The 18,509-nt window shown below is 60.6% G+C and carries 22 protein-coding genes; 14 read left to right on the forward strand and 8 right to left on the reverse strand.

The genetic code is table 11. The annotated features are described in order from the left end of the window. Positions 1–54 precede the first annotated feature (54 nt). Positions 55–672, reverse strand: a complete 618-nt coding sequence (locus BJ963_RS18105; protein WP_179457833.1) for a TetR family transcriptional regulator C-terminal domain-containing protein — start codon at positions 670–672, stop codon at positions 55–57. Here BJ963_RS18105 and BJ963_RS18110 point away from each other — a divergent pair. The 11 genes from BJ963_RS18110 (at position 580) to BJ963_RS18160 (ending at position 10,296) form a co-directional block, all read left to right on the forward strand. Beyond that, a complete protein-coding gene (locus BJ963_RS18110) occupies positions 580–1,542 on the forward strand; it encodes an SDR family NAD(P)-dependent oxidoreductase (RefSeq protein ID WP_246298106.1) in 963 nt (320 codons plus the stop codon). The genes BJ963_RS18105 and BJ963_RS18110 overlap by 93 nt on opposite strands. Next, positions 1,539–3,206 carry an aa3-type cytochrome oxidase subunit I gene (gene ctaD / locus BJ963_RS18115; protein ID WP_179457835.1) on the forward strand — a complete coding sequence of 556 codons (1,668 nt, stop codon included), beginning with the start codon at positions 1,539–1,541 and terminating at the stop codon, positions 3,204–3,206. Before BJ963_RS18110 ends, ctaD begins: the two co-directional genes overlap by 4 nt. Positions 3,207–3,396: 190 nt before the next feature. Continuing rightward, positions 3,397–4,302 carry a ferritin-like domain-containing protein gene (locus tag BJ963_RS18120; protein ID WP_179457836.1) on the forward strand — a complete coding sequence of 302 codons (906 nt, stop codon included), beginning with the start codon at positions 3,397–3,399 and terminating at the stop codon, positions 4,300–4,302. Positions 4,303–4,304: 2 nt separating this feature from the next. After that, on the forward strand, positions 4,305–5,228 hold the full coding sequence (gene msrB, locus BJ963_RS18125; protein ID WP_179457837.1) for a peptide-methionine (R)-S-oxide reductase MsrB: 924 nt from the start codon (positions 4,305–4,307) through the stop codon (positions 5,226–5,228). Continuing rightward, positions 5,225–5,734, forward strand: a complete 510-nt coding sequence (gene msrA / locus BJ963_RS18130) for a peptide-methionine (S)-S-oxide reductase MsrA (RefSeq protein WP_179457838.1) — start codon at positions 5,225–5,227, stop codon at positions 5,732–5,734. The genes msrB and msrA overlap by 4 nt, the downstream gene beginning before the upstream one ends. Before the next feature lie 31 nt (positions 5,735–5,765). Next, the gene (locus tag BJ963_RS18135) at positions 5,766–6,359 is read left to right on the forward strand and encodes a molybdopterin-dependent oxidoreductase (RefSeq protein WP_179457839.1); all 594 of its coding nucleotides are present in this window, start codon (positions 5,766–5,768) and stop codon (positions 6,357–6,359) included. Further along, on the forward strand, positions 6,356–7,078 hold the full coding sequence (locus tag BJ963_RS18140; RefSeq protein WP_179457840.1) for an FAD-binding oxidoreductase: 723 nt from the start codon (positions 6,356–6,358) through the stop codon (positions 7,076–7,078). The genes BJ963_RS18135 and BJ963_RS18140 overlap by 4 nt, the downstream gene beginning before the upstream one ends. After that, positions 7,075–7,335: a DUF6510 family protein gene (locus tag BJ963_RS18145; RefSeq protein ID WP_179457841.1), complete on the forward strand. Its 261-nt coding sequence runs from the start codon at positions 7,075–7,077 to the stop codon at positions 7,333–7,335. Before BJ963_RS18140 ends, BJ963_RS18145 begins: the two co-directional genes overlap by 4 nt. Positions 7,336–7,396: 61 nt before the next feature. Further along, entirely contained in the window at positions 7,397–9,292 is a 1,896-nt protein-coding gene (locus BJ963_RS18150; protein WP_179457842.1) for a transketolase, read from the forward strand. A gap of 87 nt (positions 9,293–9,379) precedes the next feature. Next, positions 9,380–9,739 carry a hypothetical protein gene (locus BJ963_RS18155; protein ID WP_179457843.1) on the forward strand — a complete coding sequence of 120 codons (360 nt, stop codon included), beginning with the start codon at positions 9,380–9,382 and terminating at the stop codon, positions 9,737–9,739. Between the two features lie 62 nt (positions 9,740–9,801). After that, on the forward strand, positions 9,802–10,296 hold the full coding sequence (locus BJ963_RS18160; protein WP_179457844.1) for a carboxymuconolactone decarboxylase family protein: 495 nt from the start codon (positions 9,802–9,804) through the stop codon (positions 10,294–10,296). Between the two features lie 17 nt (positions 10,297–10,313). Here BJ963_RS18160 and BJ963_RS18165 read toward each other — a convergent pair whose 3' ends face one another. The 4 genes from BJ963_RS18165 to BJ963_RS18180 form a co-directional block, all read right to left on the reverse strand. After that, entirely contained in the window at positions 10,314–10,598 is a 285-nt protein-coding gene (locus tag BJ963_RS18165; RefSeq protein ID WP_179457845.1) for a hypothetical protein, read from the reverse strand. A 194-nt stretch (positions 10,599–10,792) separates the two neighbouring features. After that, on the reverse strand, positions 10,793–11,386 hold the full coding sequence (locus tag BJ963_RS18170) for a uracil-DNA glycosylase family protein (RefSeq protein WP_179457846.1): 594 nt from the start codon (positions 11,384–11,386) through the stop codon (positions 10,793–10,795). After that, a complete protein-coding gene (locus tag BJ963_RS18175; RefSeq protein ID WP_179457847.1) occupies positions 11,383–11,835 on the reverse strand; it encodes a GNAT family N-acetyltransferase in 453 nt (150 codons plus the stop codon). The genes BJ963_RS18170 and BJ963_RS18175 overlap by 4 nt, the downstream gene beginning before the upstream one ends. A 178-nt stretch (positions 11,836–12,013) precedes the next feature. Further along, positions 12,014–12,631, reverse strand: a complete 618-nt coding sequence (locus BJ963_RS18180; RefSeq protein ID WP_179457848.1) for an RNA polymerase sigma factor — start codon at positions 12,629–12,631, stop codon at positions 12,014–12,016. A 616-nt stretch (positions 12,632–13,247) separates the two neighbouring features. Between BJ963_RS18180 and BJ963_RS18185 the strand changes: the two genes are divergently transcribed. After that, positions 13,248–13,835 (forward strand): TetR/AcrR family transcriptional regulator, encoded by a 588-nt coding sequence (locus BJ963_RS18185; RefSeq protein ID WP_343037319.1) that lies wholly within the window; start codon positions 13,248–13,250, stop codon positions 13,833–13,835. Positions 13,836–13,864: 29 nt separating this feature from the next. Here the strand turns inward: BJ963_RS18185 and trxA are convergent, their stop codons facing one another. From trxA to BJ963_RS19620, 3 genes are all read right to left on the reverse strand, one after another. Next, positions 13,865–14,248 (reverse strand): thioredoxin, encoded by a 384-nt coding sequence (gene trxA / locus BJ963_RS18190; RefSeq protein WP_179457849.1) that lies wholly within the window; start codon positions 14,246–14,248, stop codon positions 13,865–13,867. A gap of 455 nt (positions 14,249–14,703) precedes the next feature. Then, positions 14,704–15,141 (reverse strand): hypothetical protein, encoded by a 438-nt coding sequence (locus BJ963_RS18195; RefSeq protein WP_179457850.1) that lies wholly within the window; start codon positions 15,139–15,141, stop codon positions 14,704–14,706. A 42-nt stretch (positions 15,142–15,183) separates the two neighbouring features. After that, a complete protein-coding gene (locus BJ963_RS19620; RefSeq protein WP_425484725.1) occupies positions 15,184–15,474 on the reverse strand; it encodes an N-acetyltransferase in 291 nt (96 codons plus the stop codon). Between the two features lie 117 nt (positions 15,475–15,591). Between BJ963_RS19620 and BJ963_RS18200 the strand changes: the two genes are divergently transcribed. Both BJ963_RS18200 and BJ963_RS18205 read left to right on the forward strand, forming a co-directional pair. After that, positions 15,592–16,101: a hypothetical protein gene (locus BJ963_RS18200; RefSeq protein WP_179457851.1), complete on the forward strand. Its 510-nt coding sequence runs from the start codon at positions 15,592–15,594 to the stop codon at positions 16,099–16,101. Between the two features lie 991 nt (positions 16,102–17,092). Next, positions 17,093–18,319 carry an MFS transporter gene (locus BJ963_RS18205; protein ID WP_179458214.1) on the forward strand — a complete coding sequence of 409 codons (1,227 nt, stop codon included), beginning with the start codon at positions 17,093–17,095 and terminating at the stop codon, positions 18,317–18,319. The last annotated feature ends 190 nt before the right edge of the window (positions 18,320–18,509 follow it).

The following is an 18,509-nucleotide window of genomic DNA, read 5'->3' on the forward strand; positions in this document are numbered from 1 at the left end:
TCCGGGGGTTGCGGACGTCGGGTGGAGAGCCCGGCGCAGGTGGAGGCGGGAAGCTTATGCGGCGAAGGTCCGCAAGTACCCGATGGCGCCGTTGAGCGATGACTGTAGCGGCGCAACATCTCGGCTCGTTTGACAGAGCAGCAGTCCGCCCTGAAGGGCGGCGAGCAGAGTGGTCGCGATAAATCCGTTGTTCGCGTCTTGGCGGATTAGGCCAAGGTCCTTCATCTGTTGGACTGCGTCGAGAAATGCCATCTCCCAACGCTGGAAGCTTCTCACCAGAACCTTGCGAGTCAGATCGTCGCTGTCGGCGAGCTCATTGGCGAGCGAGCCCAGCGGGCACCCGCCCACGCATTGCGCTTTACGTTGGACGTCCACTACGAAGTTCCTCCACGCATCCCAGGTCTCCCAGCCGAGGATGTTCGAAAGGTACGGGTCATGGCCGCCTAGCACCTGGTCAGCCTGGCTCTCAATTACGGCTCGGACCAGGTCATTCTTGTCGGAGAAATAGTGGTAGATCTGCGATTTGCCGACCCCTGCACTCTCGCATACGCCCTCGATGGTCGTGCCGGCGACTCCGTCATGGAACATCAACAGTGCAGCAGTATCCACGATCTTCGCCCGGGTTCGCTGACCCTTCAGGGTCAACGCACGGGCTGCGGCAGCTTCGGTCACAGATCCTCCAGAGTTTGGACTCGATATTACATTTGCTCCTCGCTATCAATTGACCCTGACGTTCGAACCGACGAAAGGGACGCGCCAGTGTCAACCCAACCCCTCTCCGGACGTACCGCCCTTGTCACCGGTGCGGGCCGAGGTATCGGCCGTGCTGTCGCGGTCCAGCTAGCGGGCGCAGGCGCTCAGGTAGGCTTGCTCGGCCGCACGCAAGAGCAACTCGACGAGACCCTCGAAATCATTCGCGACGCCGGAGGGCATGCGACCAGCCTCGCAGTCGACCTGTCCGTGCCACCCCGGTTGGTTGAAATCCTTGACGAGATTTCGCTCAGATTCGAGCGCGTGGACATCCTGATCAACAATGCAGCAACCGTTGCGCCGCTCGGGCCTACCGAAGACGTCGGACTCAGCGCATTCCGTGAAAACATCGACCTGAACGTCATCGCACCGGTCGCATTCAGTGCGCGGCTGGCCCCGGCGATGCGGGACCGCGGCTGGGGCCGAATCGTCAACGTGACGAGCGGCGTCGTCGAGCGGCCCGAATCGATGATCCGCGGGAACGCGTACGTGACCGGAAAGGCCGCGCTCGAGGCGCACACTCTGAACCTTGCCGCCGAGTTCGCACACACCGGTGTCACCATCAATGCATTCCGACCCGGCAACGTCGACACCGCCATGCAGGCATGGATTCGGGCTCAAAATCCTGACACCGTCGGGCCCGAACTCCACGCTCGGTTCCAGCGATGGTTCGATGGCGGCACACTCACGAGTGCGGAACACTCGGCCTCGACGCTGATTCCTCGACTTCTCACCAGCCAGACCGGACGCATCTGGTCGGCCGGCCACACCATCGCGGAGGGGAACAGATGACTACCGCCAGGCCCGATACTGCCGAACTGGTAAACGCGAACACGCGCCGGAGCACAGCCCTCGACTGGTTCACCACGACCGACCACAAGCGAATCGGGTACCTGTACCTGGTCACCTCTTTCATCTACTTCCTCTTCGGCGGTGTCCTCGCCCTCGGAATCCGAGCTCAGCTCTTCGCGCCGGGCCTACAGGTTGTGCAGACGAAAGAGCAGTACAACCAGCTGTTCACCATGCATGGCACGGTCATGCTGCTCATGTTCGCGACTCCGCTGTTCGCCGGATTCACGAACGTGATCATGCCCCTCCAGATCGGGGCGCCAGACGTAGCCTTCCCTCGGCTCAACGCTCTGTCCTACTGGCTTTACAGCTTCGGCAGCCTCATCGTTCTCGGCGGGTACGTCACACCTCAAGGTGCGGCCGATTTCGGATGGTTCGCGTACCAGCCACTTGCAAGTCAAACGTTCAGCCCGGGACTCGGCGGGAACCTCTGGATGGCAGGGCTCGCTCTCTCCGGTTTTGGCACGATCCTGGGCGCAGTGAACTTCATAACCACGATCATCACCATGCGCGCCCCCGGCATGACGATGTTCCGAATGCCGATCTTTACCTGGAACGCGCTGGTCACGTCCATCCTCGCGCTCATGGTCTTCCCCGTCTTCGCCGCCGCCGTGTTCGCGGCATTCGCCGACCGGGCTTTCGGCGCGCACATCTTCGACGCTGCGAACGGAGGAGCACTTCTCTGGCAACACCTGTTCTGGTTCTTCGGGCACCCAGAGGTCTACATCATCGCGATTCCGTTCTTCGGAATCATCTCCGAAGTCATCCCCGTCTTCAGTCGTAAACCAGTGTTCGGGTACAAGACCCTCGTCTACGCGACTATCGCGATCGCGGCCTTGGCGGTCACGGTCTGGGCGCACCACATGTACGTCACCGGATCAGTTTTGCTTCCTTGGTTCTCGCTAATGACAATGCTGATCGCCGTGCCCACGGGAGTGAAGATCTTCAACTGGATCGGCACCATGTGGCGGGGATCCCTGACATTCGAAACGCCCATGCTTTTCAGCATCGGATTCCTGATCACGTTCACCTTCGGTGGGCTAACCGGAGTCATACTCGCCTCCCCGCCGTTGGACTTCCACCTATCCGACTCGTACTTCGTCGTCGCCCACATTCACTACGTCGTATTCGGCACCGTCGTGTTCGCGATGTTCGCCGGCTTCTACTTCTGGTGGCCGAAATGGACAGGCAGGATGCTGAACGAACGCCTCGGCCACGTGCACTTCTGGCTGCTGTTCATCGGCTTCCACATGACCTTCCTGATCCAGCATTGGCTTGGAGCCCTCGGCATGCCAAGAAGATACGCGACCTACCTGCCTCAAGACGGATTCACCTGGTTGAACCAGGTGTCATCGATCGGATCGGCAATCCTCGCATTGTCGATGCTGCCGTTCCTATTCAACGTATATGTGACAACCCGCCGCGGCCCGAAAGTGACTGTAAACGACCCGTGGGGGACCGGGCGGTCGTTGGAATGGGCTACAAGTTGCCCTCCGCCGCGGCATAACTTCACCTCCATTCCGCGCATCCGATCCGAGTCGCCGGCGTTCGATTTGAACCATCCCGAGCAGGCCTCCATCCCGGGGGTGTTGGGATCGCGGGTATAGAGCTGCCATACCCCAATGTCAGAGCCTCGCCGCTAGGACGGTGAGGCTCTGACCATGTCCGGGTGAATGTCGAGAACAGCGACGTGGGGGTACAAATCCGAGCGGACCCCGCAACGAAGTAGGAAAGGTCCGAGACGGTCCGGACGCTAACCAATCGACCTTCATCCATCAACCGAAAGAAAGGTCTGACATGTCCGACAACGACTTCCTTCTTAACGCCATCAACCGAAGCGGCGAAACCCAGGCCGACCGCGCGGCTCTCAATGACATGGTCGCGTCCGCCGCCGATGACACGGCTGCCAAGGAGTCCCCTGAGATCAGCGACGGTTCCATCCTCAACTTCGCTCTCAACCTCGAGTACCTCGAGGCTGAGTTCTATCTTCGTGCCAGCGGCATGACCCTCCCGGACGACATGACTACCGGGACCGGCACCCGCGGGGAAGTTACCGGTGGCCGCCCGGTCGACTTCAAGAACCCGGTTATCCGGAAATTCGCCGCCGAGATCGCCTCGGATGAGCGCGAGCATGTCGCCTTCCTGCGGAACGCGCTCGGCAGCGCAGCTGTGTCGCGTCCCGCGATCTCCCTCGACCAGAGCTTCACCGCTGCAGCGCTCGCGGCCGGGCTGATCAAGCCGGGGGAGACCTTCGATGCCTACGCGAATGACCTCAACTTCTTGTTCGCTGCGTTCCTCTTCGAAGATGTCGGAGTGACCGCGTTCAAGGGCGCCGCACCGTTCATCACCAACAAGACCTACCTGGACGCGGCGGCGGGCCTCCTCGCGACCGAGGCCTACCACGCTGGCATCGTGCGAACCTCCCTCTACAACGAGGGCATGATCAACGACGCTGTGTTCGACGCCGTTGAGAAGATCTCCAACGTCCGCGGAGCCGTTGATGGCATCGGCCGCGATGACCAGAGCATCGGCAACGCTGACGTTCTCAACCTTGTTCCGACCGACGAGAACGGGGGCGCTTTTGGTCGCACGCCGGAGCACATCCTCAACATCGTTTACTTGACCGCTGACCAGGCAACCTCCGGTGGGTTCTACCCGAACGGCCTGAACGGCAGCCTTCGTCAGAGCGCCCAGACGGTCTAACCGTGGTTGGCCCGTACGCCGGGCTCGTGCCGGTACTGCCCGCGCTGGGGACAGGGCGGGCGGTACGGCTCACGCGAGCGCAGACTGACTTGATCGCCTCCCTCGAGGCTTCAGAGGGCGAGAGTTTCCGAACCTCTGCATACGACTTCGAGACGGCGAACTACCCCGAGCTCGGCCATTACAGCGCGGTCATCAATGGGTACGAAATCGGCAAGATCGATTACCTAACCCGACGCCAACGGACTGTGCTGACAGCTGTCATCGTCGTCTCCAGCTACCGCCAGCAAGGGATTGGGACCGAATTCATCGCCAACGTCCTCGACGATATCCGGCGACAAGGTCGCACGGTTACCGTGCAATGCCCCGTGATCGCGGCGTTCCTTCGGCGCTTCGCCCAGTACATGGACATGGTCGACGCGCAATTCCCAGGTGACGGCTTCCGCCTGAACACGTCGCCACGACATGACTTGGGACGGTACGTCAGCACTCCGGAGGCCATCGCGATGCTGAACCCGATGCAATACAGGGTGACGCAGGAATCGGCCACCGAGCCGGCATTCGACAATGCTTACTGGAACCATAGCGATCCTGGGCTGTATGTCGACATCGTCTCCGGGGAGCCTCTGTTTGCCTCGCTGCACAAATTCGACAGCGGCTCAGGGTGGCCCACCTTCACCGCGTCAGTCGCCCCCGAGAACCTGGTGCTCAAGTACGAGTCGATCTTCGATCGCCACAGCACTGAAGTCAGATCACGATACGGCGATAGCCATCTCGGCCACGTCTTCACCGACGGGACGCCAGAGGACGGCTGCTTGAGATTCGTGGTCAATTCCGCGGCGCTCCGGTTCGTTCCAGCCGACCGGCTGGAAACGAGCGGATACGCCGACTTCTGCCCGATATTCAACATCGAAGGAACAGCTACATGAGCACCAAACGCGCTTTACTCGCGAGCGGATGTTTCTGGGGAGCGCAGGAGCTTCTGCGTCACCGACCAGGAGTGATCCACACTCGCACCGGGTACTCCGGCGGGGACACACCAAACGCCACCTACCGCAACCACGGCGACCACGCGGAGACAGTCGAGGTGATTTTCGACGACGACGTCATCACTTTCCGGGAGCTATTGGAGTTCTTCTTCCAGGTCCATGACCCGACAACGTTGAACCGGCAAGGCAACGACATCGGACGTAGCTACCGTTCGGCAATCTTCTACACATCCGAGGAGCAGAAGGAAGTCGCCTTGGACACGATTCGTGATGTCGACGCGTCCGGTCTGTGGCCCGGGAAAGTCGTCACCGAAGTGACCAAGGCGGGATCTTTCTGGGAAGCCGAGCCGGAACACCAGGACTATCTGCAAAAGCACCCGCACGGCTATACCTGCCATTACGTGCGACCTGGATGGAAGTTACCGCACAGGCAGCGCACCCAATAAATCACTGACCGCTCGTAGAAAGGAAGAAGCAATGGCAGTCTTCAGCCGTGGATTCACCGGACACCGACCCGAACCTGACGATTCCCTGCCGCCCGGGCAGCACCTCACTCAAAACTTCCCGGTCCTTTCCGCCGGCGCGACGCCTACCATCCCTCTCGAGGAATGGGAGTTCTTCATCCACACGGAAACCGGCCAGACACACAAGTGGGACTGGGAGCAGATCCATGCGCTCCCATTCGAGGACATCGAAACCGACATTCACTGCGTCACCAGCTGGTCAAAGCTCGGAACTCACTGGCGAGGGATCTCCCTAGACACGCTCTTCGCGGGCGTGGACACCGAGTACCGCTACCTCATGGCCCACTCTTACGGCGGATACACCACCAATCTCATCCTTGACGAAGTACTCGGCGGGAAAGCGTGGCTCGCATTCGAATACGACGGAAATGACCTGCCCGCAGAACACGGTGGGCCCGCGCGGCTCCTGGTGCCCCACTTGTACTTCTGGAAGAGCGCAAAGTGGGTCCGCGGGCTCGTCATGCAAGCAAACGACAACCCCGGGTTCTGGGAGCAGTACGGGTACAACCTCCACGGCGACCCGTGGCGGGAAGAGCGCTACTCGTGAGCGACAATACCCCGTGGCATCAGGGCACGCTCGTCGACGCCGTTCCGCTGAACCTCAACGCACGGAGCATCACGTTCGAAGTGCCCGACTGGCCCGGAAACCTCGCCGGTCAACACGTCGACATTCGACTAACCGCCGCCGACGGATACCAAGCTGTGCGTTCATACTCCACCGCCTCTGCCGGCACCGGGACCCGAGTCGAGCTCGGAGTTGAAAAGCTGCCCGACGGTGAAGTCTCCCCATTCCTCGTCGACGGAATCGAGATCGGCGACTCGGTAGAAATCCGCGGACCACTCGGCCGCTGGTTTGTTTGGACCGAAGACCTCACAACTCCGGTGCAACTCATCGCAGGCGGATCCGGCGTTGTGCCCCTCCTGTCGATGATCCGGCAGCACCGCATGGCTCAAAGTTCCAGCGAAATGCGACTACTTTATTCGCTGAAGAGTCCCGACGATGCGTTCTACCGCGAACAGCTCGCTCTTCTGGCAGGCGACGCTGAGGTCACCTGGCACTACACGCGTGCCACACCCGAAGGCACCCAAAAGCAGCCATCTCGGCTAACAAAACAAGACCTCCAAGAAGCGGTCTCACCGCCCGAATCCGCGCCCCGTATCTATATCTGCGGCCCTACCGGGTTCGTCGAATCGGTAAGCGGATTCCTTGGTGAGCTCGGCCATCTACCCGAGAACATCCGCACAGAAAGGTTCGGTGGGGTATGAGCGACAACTTCCTCGACGGGAACGTGTTAGCGGGACCCATGAGCGATGTGTTCGAACATGACATCACAACCATGATTGGCGAGTGCGCCCACTGTCGAAACGTCGCCGCGTTCGCTGAGGCAATGGTGTTCGGCGCGCCAATGGGGTTCGTCCTCCGATGCCGTAAATGTTCAGAGGTCCTCGCCGTGCTCGTCGATCAAACACCACGACGCCTGCTCGCCATGACGGGTCTCCGATGGATCGACATCACCGGGTGACCCACGCAAGCCCAAGGGCAAACAAGACTAGACGCACGCCATACGAGGACCCGGAATCAGAATGAATCCCGCGAATACACCCATCGTTGAACCCGACCTGAAAACAGTCGCCGAACTGGCAGCACAACTCCGCGTCGATTCGATCCGCGCAACCACGCGTGCAGAATCAGGCCACCCGACCTCGTGCATGTCCGCGGCCGACCTGCTTGCTGTGCTGGTCAGCCGGCACCTCCGATACGACTGGGATCGAGCGAGCCGAACCCCGGACAATGACCACCTGATTCTCTCCAAAGGGCACGCAGCGCCACTGCTCTATTCCGTATTCAAGGCGGTGGGCGTAGTCAGCGACGACGAACTCATGAACGGCTACGGCCGGTTCGGAAGCCGGCTGCAGGCGCATCCGACGCCGGCGCTGCCTTGGGTTGACCTCGCCACCGGCTCCCTAGGCCAAGGTCTCCCCGACGCCGTCGGAATCGCGCTCGCAGGTAAACGCCTCGAGAAGCTCAGCTACCGTGTGTGGGTGCTCTGCGGAGACAGCGAGCTGGCGGAAGGATCAATCTGGGAGGCGATAGAGCAAGCCGCCCAATACCAACTCTCGAACCTGATCACCATCGTCGATGTAAACCGACTCGGCCAGCGTGGGGCGACCATGCTTGGCTGGGACCTCGATGCGTACGCCAAACGGTTCGAATCGTTCGGCGCGCATGTCATCAAAATCAACGGTCACGACTTGGAGGAGATCGACGCCGCTTTCGCTCGAGCATGCAGCGGTGCCGACAACCAGCCGACAGTCATATTGGCCCGGACCGTTAAAGGCAGGGGCTACACCCTCGTGGAAGACCAAGAAGGCTGGCACGGCCGGCACCTTCCCGAAGCCTTCGCGAACGAGGCTATCCGCGAGCTTGGCGGCGAACGGCATCTCACAATTCGTGGACCGAAACCGACGCAAGCAGCGCCCGCCATCGTTCAGGACAGCGAAATCGACGACGAACTTGCCCCGCCGACATACGAAATTGGCACCGCAGTCGCAACCCGTGCTGCCTATGGGAGCGCGATCGTCGAACTGGGACGTCGCAGATCCAACGTGGTCGTAGTGGACAGCGAAGTCAGCAACTCAACCGGTGTTGATCTGTTCGCCGCTACCTTTCCGTCCCGCTTCTTCGAAATGTACATGGCTGAGCAGCAGCTAGTCGCAACCGCGACTGGCCTCAGCGTCCGAAATTTCATCCCGTTTGCATCCACATTCGCTGCCTTCCTAACACGAGCACACGACTTCATCCGCATGGCCGGTATCTCCGGAGCGAACATCCGCCTCGTCGGGTCGCACGCCGGCGTCGAGATCGGCACCGACGGCCCCTCGCAGATGGCGCTCGAAGACATCGCGATGATGCGCTCGGTTTTCGACTCAACGGTCCTCTACCCGAGCGACGCTGTCAGCACCGTCGCGCTCGTCGAACAGCTCGCGAACCGGACCGGAGTGTCATACCTGCGAATCACGCGAGGCGCATACCCCGTGCTCTACAGCAACTCCACGCCCTTCCCGATCGGCGGGTCGAAAACCCTACTCACCAGTGGCAATGACCACGTCACCCTTATCGGTGCTGGAGTCACCGTGCACGAAAGCATCGCCGCCGCGCGCATCCTCTCGGAGATGGGTATTCGTGCCCGAGTCATCGACGCATACTCGATCCGCCCGTTGGACGGCTCCGGTCTCCGCAGGGCGGTTGATGAAACTGCCGGCCGGGTCGTCGTTGTCGAAGATCACCGGCCCGAAGGTGGACTTGGTGAAGGTGTACTCAGCGCGCTCGCCGAGGGGACCGAAGCAGTCGTCCGGCTCGAGCACCTTGCCGTGCGCAACCTCCCCGGTTCGGGCACCGCCGCCCAAATGTTGGCGGCCGCGGGAATCGACGCCGACGCGATCAGCCAGGCCGCCCAACGCCTGGTCAACAGAGACTGACAGTAACCAGACAGGCGTCCCAAGCCATGAGAAGAAGGCGGAGCGGCACCCGCATTGGGGGCGAAACCCGTCAAGGATGGAGGAACCATGAGAAACAAGAAAGCGAAGCCGGTCCAGACATTTCCGGTGATGGACGGCGCTGGCCCGGCGCCACGAGCGGACCAGATCGCTGGCATCGTTCAACGGGTTTGGGCGGACGCCAGGGTCTACCACGAAGACGTAGAGACGCTGCTTAGGGAGTGGCTGAACGTCGAAGGATGCGTCGTGCGTCAGGAAGAGTTCGACACTTTACTGATCAAAGCTCGCGGCGAATTTGCGCGTGTCGCGGTGACGACGGAAGTCGATGAGGCACCGCACTGTCCGGCGCACGATCTCGTCGAATGCCTCTACTGGGATGTTCAGCGTCTGGAACGACAAGAAGGAGCCGGTTCGTCGGATCTTGGGTGACGAGCCAGCGCAGGGACGCACCCCTTAGTGCGTCCCTGCGCTAGACGATAAGGAGACAGAGGATGTCGACCACCGAATTTTCCAATCGCCGGATCCAACCTGAGCTGACGACCTTCCACGCCCTAGCGGAGGAGATGGCTCACTCGTTCGGTTATACCGCTGAGCTGACTTTGGAAGGAAAGCTGGCCGAACTTGTGAGGCTGCGAGTCGCTCAGGTGACTCCATGCTCATACTGCCTGGTACTTCACACGCGTGTCGTCCTTGAATGTGGTGTACCTGTCGAAAAGGTAGCCCACCTCGCAAGCTGGCGAGAAAGCGAAATGTTCAGCGCGGCCGAAAGGGCTGCGCTGGCGTACACCGAAGGCTTGACCACATACGACCTGAAGGCTTTCCAGGAATTACACGACGCGTTGACTGAACATTTCAACCCGACCGAAATTGCCGAGTTAGCCGCGGTCATCATCAACATGAACGTCTGGACAAGACTCAAACTCGCTGAAGGGGCGACACCCCGCTTCGCCGACCGCAACCCGGAACCCTCCAGCTCACCTGCATAGTGAACCGCGCCTCCGGATTACGCGGTTGGCCCCGAGTGCGGAATGGTTTCAGTCGACGTAGTCGTCTGCGCAAGTAGATGCTTCTCTCCAGCCGAGGCAAGAGAATGCTGGCCCCAGTCAGTGAATGTGTTCAGATGCTCATAGAAGCCACGAGCAGCCTCAATGTCTTCCACATGCAGCCGAAACGCTGCGTCAAGTGGGTGTTCTCCGAGGCCCTGCCAGCCGCGGGCGAAGATTCTCGCGGCGGCTTGCGCGGCTTCGAATTTAGCGATGAGAAGGCCCCGTTGTTCAACGGTGAGCATGGTCGTATCCCTTTCTATGGCACGCGCACCAACCGATTGCATGCCTCGCGGCGCCTACTGGACCTCTCCGGGAAATGCCAGACGGGCTGCCGAGGCGAAGCGTCAGCCGCCCATTCCGTGGGGCGCGTTCGCGCCCCAATCCGGTGGTCCGATCCTCAGCGGCACGACGGTCGTCGAGCGGACGAGGCCGGAACTCAGTTGAGAGCCAATGCGACCGACTCTCGCAGCTGGGGGATGACGTCGGTGATAAACCAAGGGTTCCGGGCCTGCCATCGGAAGTTCAGCGGGGACGGGTGAACCAAAGGCATGAACTCCGGCAGATAATCACGGAACGAGTACACGGTCTCGGTTAAGTTGCCCTTCGCTCGAGGCCCCAAGTAATGGCGTTGCGCGTAGGTTCCGATGAGGATGGTCAAGCGAATGTCGGGCATGAGGTCAAGCAGCGGTGCGTGCCACCTATCTGCGAACCCTTTCCGCGGAGGCAGGTCGCCCGAGGCGCCCTTTCCGGGGTAGTAGAAGTCCATCGGGAGGAGCGCGAATATCTCTGGGTCGCGGAATTGCGCCTCCGTGACGCCTAACCATCCGAACAGGGTGGTGCCACTTGTGTCATTCCAGGCGATTCCAGACTCTTGAGCCTTTCGCCCGGGGGCCTGACCGATCACCGCAACTCGGGCGTTGGGGCCGGCCGCATACAACGGCAGGTAGCCCAATTCCTGAGCCCAAGCGTTCTCCGGATCGGAGATAATCGCCTCTCGCACGATGTTGAGGTTGTCTGCTCCGGAAGTCACCGATGAGCCGTGTTCTTCACGCCCGGGAGGTGCGGGTCGACTAGGGATTCATACTCGGGGTGATCGTCGATGAAGGTGCGAACGATCGGACAGATCACCGTTACGGTTCGGTTCTGCGCCTGCAGCACATTGAGAATGCGCCGGATCATTTCCGTCGCGACGCCTTGATGACGGAACTCCGGATAGACGGACGCGGCAATGAGGGCGACACGGTTGCCGTCCACCGAATACGTCACCCCGCCGACCTCGGTGTCCCCGACGATTGCGAGGTACACATTGTGCTCCGCGTCATCAACCAGACTGAAGTCGAACTCCGGCTTAGCCCTGTCATCCAGCACCTCGTCGATTAGCGTCTTCTGGTCCTGAGTCAACGTGCCGGTCCCATCGGGGTAGCCTGCAGTATCCGGGTACTCAAATTCGTACCGCGCTGGCTCGAATGAGTTGCTCATGTGCGTTCCTTTCAAGACTTCCGTTTTGTAACTGAACCCCGACGCGGGCTGCTAGGGAGTTTGTGTGTCTAGTCCGCCACCACTCTGCCGGGTCGGTCAAATGAAGTTCGCGTGTGGGACCCGTCCAGACACATTCAGTCACGAAGAACCAATTCGGTTGCTGTGATGCCGCAGACGCCTATTCGTGTGTGGGGCTCGCGTCTATATACCCATGTGCGGTCAGAAAAGCGCGGATCTTACGGCGAGCATCGAACACCGTCTTGTAGACCGCGCCACGATTTGATTCCGCCTCGGCGACCACGCGCTCAAGAGGCAATCCCTCCACAACGACCGCCAGGAACACATCCCGCTGATGATCGGTAAGTGTCTCGTCGACCGCGCGCCGAACAGCACTTATCAGCTCCCTTTGGATCGTTCGCTGAAGCGGGTCGTGGTTCATACTCGCCGGCAGCCGCTCCCATTCGTCGACCTCAAGGGTGAGAGCCGGGCGTCGCGAGAAATGGCGGGCAACCTTGTTGGAGACTTCAAGCGCTACGAAACGGTAAGCCCAAGTTGTGAATCTGCTCTCGCCGCGAAAGGAATCGAGTTTTGTCAGCAACGACAGCATCGCGTCGTCGGCTGCCTGCAGAGCAAGGTCGTCCAGTTCCGGGCCGGTTATGCGCACCACCGGCCCGCGCTTGTAGGTCTCGTGAGTCGCAACGCGCAACATCATCGCGTGTAGCCGTGCAAGCGCAGCTTCTCGCGCGGGACCGTTGTCGCGGAGCGCAGCCAACCATGAAGAGGTGTCAGTATCCAATGTGCTTCACCCCGGTTGCCAACGCAAAGAGAACAACCACGAATGGCTTGCGTCAGTGAAATCATGCGCGCATTCGTGACCTCCGTCGAAGCGGGAAACAGCGGCATGCCGCTCTGTTGGGAAGTCTGCGTTTGCATGCGTTAACTGCTGACAAGTGCGCGACGTGTAACGAGCAGTGCGCACAAGGCTCCGAAACGCGTCCCAGCCGACAACCACGAAAAGAACGATACCGTCCTCTTGCCGACGCGTAAAAATCTCCGAACCTCAGCTGCTGACCCGGTGTTTCCGAATCATTCCCCGGAGAGACCGCCCGCTCGAGTCATACGAGAAGGAGACGTTCTCGTCCAGAATTTCCGGCGCAGGTCAACTAGAACTTGTGACAGGTCGACGAGCGCCGACGCGTGCCTGGACTGCAGAGTGATTGAATTCCGTTGAGTTTGCACTGCGCTGAAAGCATCTTCGCGCACTACGCCACTTCGGCGGTTTGCCTCGCTGCCTCGCCACATTTGAGCTCCAAATCGGCGTCCGGCCGTAAGATAAGCGGGTGGACGACAGCTCTCCAACCCGGGCGGTCGCACGGTTGACACCCAGGGGCGCTAAGACCAGGTCCAGGATCGTGGAAACTGCGGCCGAGCTCATCCGCGTCCGCGGAGTGGGCGGGACGACATTGGATGATGTCGTCGCGGCAAGCAAGATTAGTAAGTCGCAGCTGTACCGACATTTCGAGGACAAGCCCGCCTTGGTCCGGGCGGTCATCGAATATGTCGGCGACCGCAAGATCAGCGGTGAGCGAGAGCGCTTAGAAAACGTTCGTACGTTTGCTGGGCTTCGACGGTGGCGCGACGCGATGATTGAGAACAACGCGCTCGAAAGCGGCCGCTACGGCTGCTCGCTGGGCTCCCTCGCCAACGAAGTCGCGGACCATGACTGGGTCGCGCGCCTCAAGCTGGAAGAACTATTCAGCGCCTGGGAGCAGCTTTTCATGGACGTGATCGAGCGGCTTCAGGACGATGGCCTGGTTCCAGCAAGCGCGAATGTGCGTCAGCTGGCTACGGGCTTCGTCGCCGCAATTCAAGGTGGTTATCTCCTCGCCCAGACATCGCGAGACGTAGCGCCGATGGAGTCTGCTATCGATATGGCGATCACTCACCTTCAACTCCTAGCTATGGCTGACGAACGCGCGCTTGAGCAACTGGACGCGTAACAAGTGCTCTTGTGCGGCCCGCTCTCCGATCAGTCTGTGAGAGAGATCGCAATCCGTCCGCTGGCGGCCTCAGCACGTACCTGATCCATATCTAACGCCCTCACCGCGGCGACAACTTCCGCAAGCGCCGGCGCGGGCAGCGCCCCCGCTTGATTGAACACGCGCACACCTTCGCGGAAAGCCATGAGTGTGGGGATTGCAGTGATCCCCGCGGCGATCGTGACCTGCTGAGCAGACTCAGTGTCGAGTTTCCCGTGGACGATGTCGGGGTTCTGTCGGGCTGAGTTCTCAAAGATCGGCGCAAACTGGGTGCAAGGGCCGCACCAAGTGGCCCAGAAGTCGACGAGGACGATGTCATTGTCCTTGATGACGCTCTGAAAATTCGCGTCTGTGAGCTCCGTGGTGGTTGACATGCCGGATTCCCCTAGCTTCATCGAGTCATTGGCCTGTAGGTCCGCGCTTTTTGCCTGAGTTGCGCGTTTAGGTAGGCGAGCTGGTCGCCCAAATACGACGTCTCACAAATGTCTGCACCAGTCCGATGAATTTTCTTACCAATGACGCCAAGCTTTCTGGTCGCTACCGTCATCCTCGGGCGGCTTCTGCGATGTCGGACGCGTCCCAGCCGACCCCTCGAGCCGGCGCACAGTCTTCGTCGTCCGTCCTTCGATAGCGAGCGTCGGATTGAGAACACGGTGGTCAGTTGAGGTTGCGTGCTTCTAGCCGGGGCCTGGGGTACGAACGTCTCCACCTCAGTACAAGGCGATTTAGTGTTGCCATCGCGCCCTGATGATACTGATCATCCTGTCAGGTGCAGCTTGCAGGCAACCGATTCCAGCTTCTGCCCAAACCAAGCCCGGCTGGGCTCTATTTAGTGAAGAGGTCGCCGTGAGAAGTACCGGTTGGCGGGCGGTACAAACACCAGAGTGGTGGCGACGGCGCCAGCTGCGACCCGCGCAGCACCCAGCCCGTGGCTGGAGAAGGCACCGATCATCGATAGCAGCGTCACCCCGAGCAGGACGTAACGGGCCCAGTTTGCTCCCCTGGTGAGATACACCGCAACGACAAGGTAGCCCGCTGTGTAAAGGATTCCAGAGACCAGAGCAAACGCGATGAGGAGGCTGGCGCCTCCTACCTGGTTGGCGACTTCCGGATCTTCCGCAAGACCAGGAGTCAACAGGGACACGATGACGATCACCAGACTGAGGGCGGCAGCGACGACGTAGAGCCAGAACGCAATGACAACCAGGTTCGGTGCCGATCGCAGGCGGCGAGAAGGCTGAGCCGTCTGCGGAACATCGTCAGTCATGTCACACCGCTTTTCCTCGCATAGGTCCCATGCTTGGGCGGCCTATGGGGTCACGCCGCCGATCTCTATGTCGCCGGACGCTCGACCGCGGCCGCGGAGGTACGCGTTCATCAATGGGCATTCGATGTGCACCCGTTCTCCACGAGCATGGAGTGTTCGGAGCACTTCGTCGAACACGCGCTCAGCAACATCGCTGCGCCATACACTGGCCTTCGTTCTCGTCGCTTCCACGAATACTTGATCGCCTCGACGTCGATATGGAACTACCGCCACGGGCGCGCCGTCCAGGAACGCGACAAACCTGTTGTGGCGCTCACGAATCTCGAGATCCATACCTCACCAGGTCTCCATTCAGGGCAGACCAACGCTCTGCCGGTCTTATAGCCTTCAAATGCCAACTGTACTAGTTGGTTCAAAGCAGTCAGATAAGTCGGTCAGGACGTGCGGTACATGTTGAGTGACGAACAGGGCATCCTCGATAGCGTTCGAGAACGGCTAATGCGCATCTTGCCTGACATCGCGGCTGCAGTCTTTCATAGCGCGGATAACCAATGGACTTGGACGCTGCAGGTCTCAAGTGCCGGCGGTCTGGCTCGCTATCTGTACTGGGGATCCGGCCAGTGGTGGGTGACACAAGTGCACTCAGCCGGGGGGAACCCTGCCATAAGCGTCGTAGAACCGATCTCATCCGCGTCTGATGAGACCCGAGCGGTGGACCGTGGAGTGGTCATCGCCCTCGCTGCGGTGGGCAGCTCCGCTCTCGACCGCATCACTGGCTCGGCCGCAAATTATCAACTCGAGGACGACGATCAGCAATCGGCGTTGGTGGCCTTCGGCGCAGCGTTGAACGCACTTGAGAACATCCAGGACGACGAAAGCGGTGATGCAGAAACCCGGTCGCTGGCCCGGACGCTGCGGGGGGAGTGGCTGATCACGCGACTAGATGACCTGGGCGGCTGAACGCAGACCAGACGCCCACGACCGTGCGACCGCGTAACGGCTTCTGGATCGGAGCGAGCCAAAGCTCGGCTGTCACTAAGGCGGGATTCCCAAACCGGCCTAGGCAATCCATTATGGTTAAAAATATAGGCGTATGGATGGGGCGATTCCGATGGCAGGCTCTGACGCGGCGAGAGATCCCGACAGCGTCGATATAGTCGCTGCTCGCGTGATCCTCCACATGCTTACCGTGTCCGCGCACGATACTCGGGCGGAAATCGCGCTGAAGACTGGTATCGAGCCGGCCCGACTGAACGAGATTCTTACCGGCCAAAGCTACCCAGACCTTTACGAAGTCGCTGTGTTCGAACAGGCGTACAAGCGGCCGCTGTGGCCCGGACCTGAGCCCTCGCCCTAATCGATGCGAGATCCCCGTCCCCCGGGAGCTTGCTCACATGACCAGGGGACCCGAAGCCGGTCGGGGCGGGGCGGTAAGACTCGCTCCATCAATGTCGCCAACCCCACGAGTGACTATCGCCCCCTTCCGACTCAAGAAACTGTTCGTTGACTGCCGCGTCGCGAAGCCGGCGAGCTTGAGCGCCCGATACGCCCGACGTGCCGCTACGGCGGAGCAGCTAGGAGATCAGATGAGCAGCGCGCGTGCTGCCAGTGAAGACTTGGCAATCCTGGAGACACTAACTGCGACTACAACGAAGGCGATCAGGCTAGCGACGTCGAACGGCTTCCACGCCTTAACCGCCGACGGCTTCATCGTTCAGACTTCTGCAGTCACCGGGACCGCGACGAATACCTCGAGCAATTCAAATCGATTCGAACGTTCAAGTCGGCGACGTCTCCCAGATCCACCTACGCGCCAATTGCACCCATCTAAACGACGGAACGGCGCCCGAAGCGCTATACGCCGACACCTACGCGAAGCGAGGCAACTCGTGGGTGTTGATCTTCGCCTGCGCGATTGCGCGTCGAACTCGAGGTGTCTGAAAGGAAAACCATGACTGCGCCCACTACCATCGCGGCCCACAAAGTGACGACCCCGAAAATAAGACTGGCGTTCGCTTCGGCAGTAATCGCCCTGGTCGCGACGTTCGCTACCGTGGGATCGACCGTCCCGCTATTCAACATCTATCGCGCCGAAGACGGGTTCACGAACGCCGGAATCTCCGTCGCGGTTGTGGTCTACTCGGCTGCAACACTTACAACTCTTCTCGTCCTCGGGCGGCTGTCGAACCACGTTGGCCGTCGCCCTATCTCGATAGCGAGCCTGGCCCTGCTCTTCTTGGGTTGTGTGCTTCTGCTGAACGTCAACGACATCAGTGTTCTAGTGATTGGACGTCTGATGCTCGGTCTTGGAGCCGGCCTCGCCAGCAGCAGTCTCACCTCCTACATTGTTGACACCGCACCCCGCCATCCCCGCTGGCTCTCGTCTGTTGCATCCAGCCAGACGGTCATGCTTGGGCTGGCGATCGGTGCCGTCGCATCAGGTGCGCTCGTTCAATTCGCCCCACTGCCGCGACAGCTGATCTACCTGGTCGACATGGCTTTCCTCCTCGTCTCGGTTCTGTTGATCCTTGCTAGCCCCGAGACGGTGCGACGTAAGCCCGGAGCGCGACGCTCGATGAAGCCGAGCGTACGAGTCCCAGCCCGCGTCAGGCATCTCATTCCCGTGACGGCTGCGGTGCTCCTCTCGACGTGGTCGGTGGGGGCGTTCTACCAGGCGTTCGTGCCTGCGTTGGTGGAGAATCAGCTGCACACGGCCAGCCCGCTAGTGCTGGGGCTGGTCTTCGCCGCCTACATGGCACCGAGCGCTTTCGGAGCTCCGCTCGGAAGCCGGCTGTCAACTTCGATGGCGCAGCGCATCGGTATGGGCGCATTTCTGATCGGTATCGCGGGCGTCATCACCGCGGTCATCACCTCGACACTCGCCTTGTTCATCGTGTCCACTATCGTCGCGGGCGCGTCGCAAGGTATCGCGATCAGCGCGGCTACGCGTGGGCTACTGCACGGAAGCAAGATCGATGACCGCGCGCCGACGTTTAGTGTGATTTATCTGATCAGCTATAGCGGTGCAACCATCCCCGCACTAATCGCGGGCCAGCTTTCCAACGTGCTGACCTTGCCGCAGATCATCCTCGGCTATGGAGTCTTTGCGCTCGTCGCAACGATCTGGACGATTCTGGGCGCCCGGAACCCGCTGGCTCACCCGGGCGGAGAGGAGTGATTACACCGCCGACTCAGCGAGGAGGTGGTCGTGGCTAAGTTCGAAGCTGAACAAGAAGCGCACCGATCGCGCGCAGTAGGTTCGGACGAGGATGTGTTGTCGGCCTTCCGGCAACATTCGGATAGGGGAGCGGGTGAGCCCCACTCGACTGACCGTGAGGAACCGAGCCGCTAGGGCTTGGGATGTTTGA

Origin of the sequence: Leifsonia soli, assembly GCF_013408745.1 — a bacterium.
Taxonomy (GTDB): domain Bacteria; phylum Actinomycetota; class Actinomycetes; order Actinomycetales; family Microbacteriaceae; genus Leifsonia; species Leifsonia soli.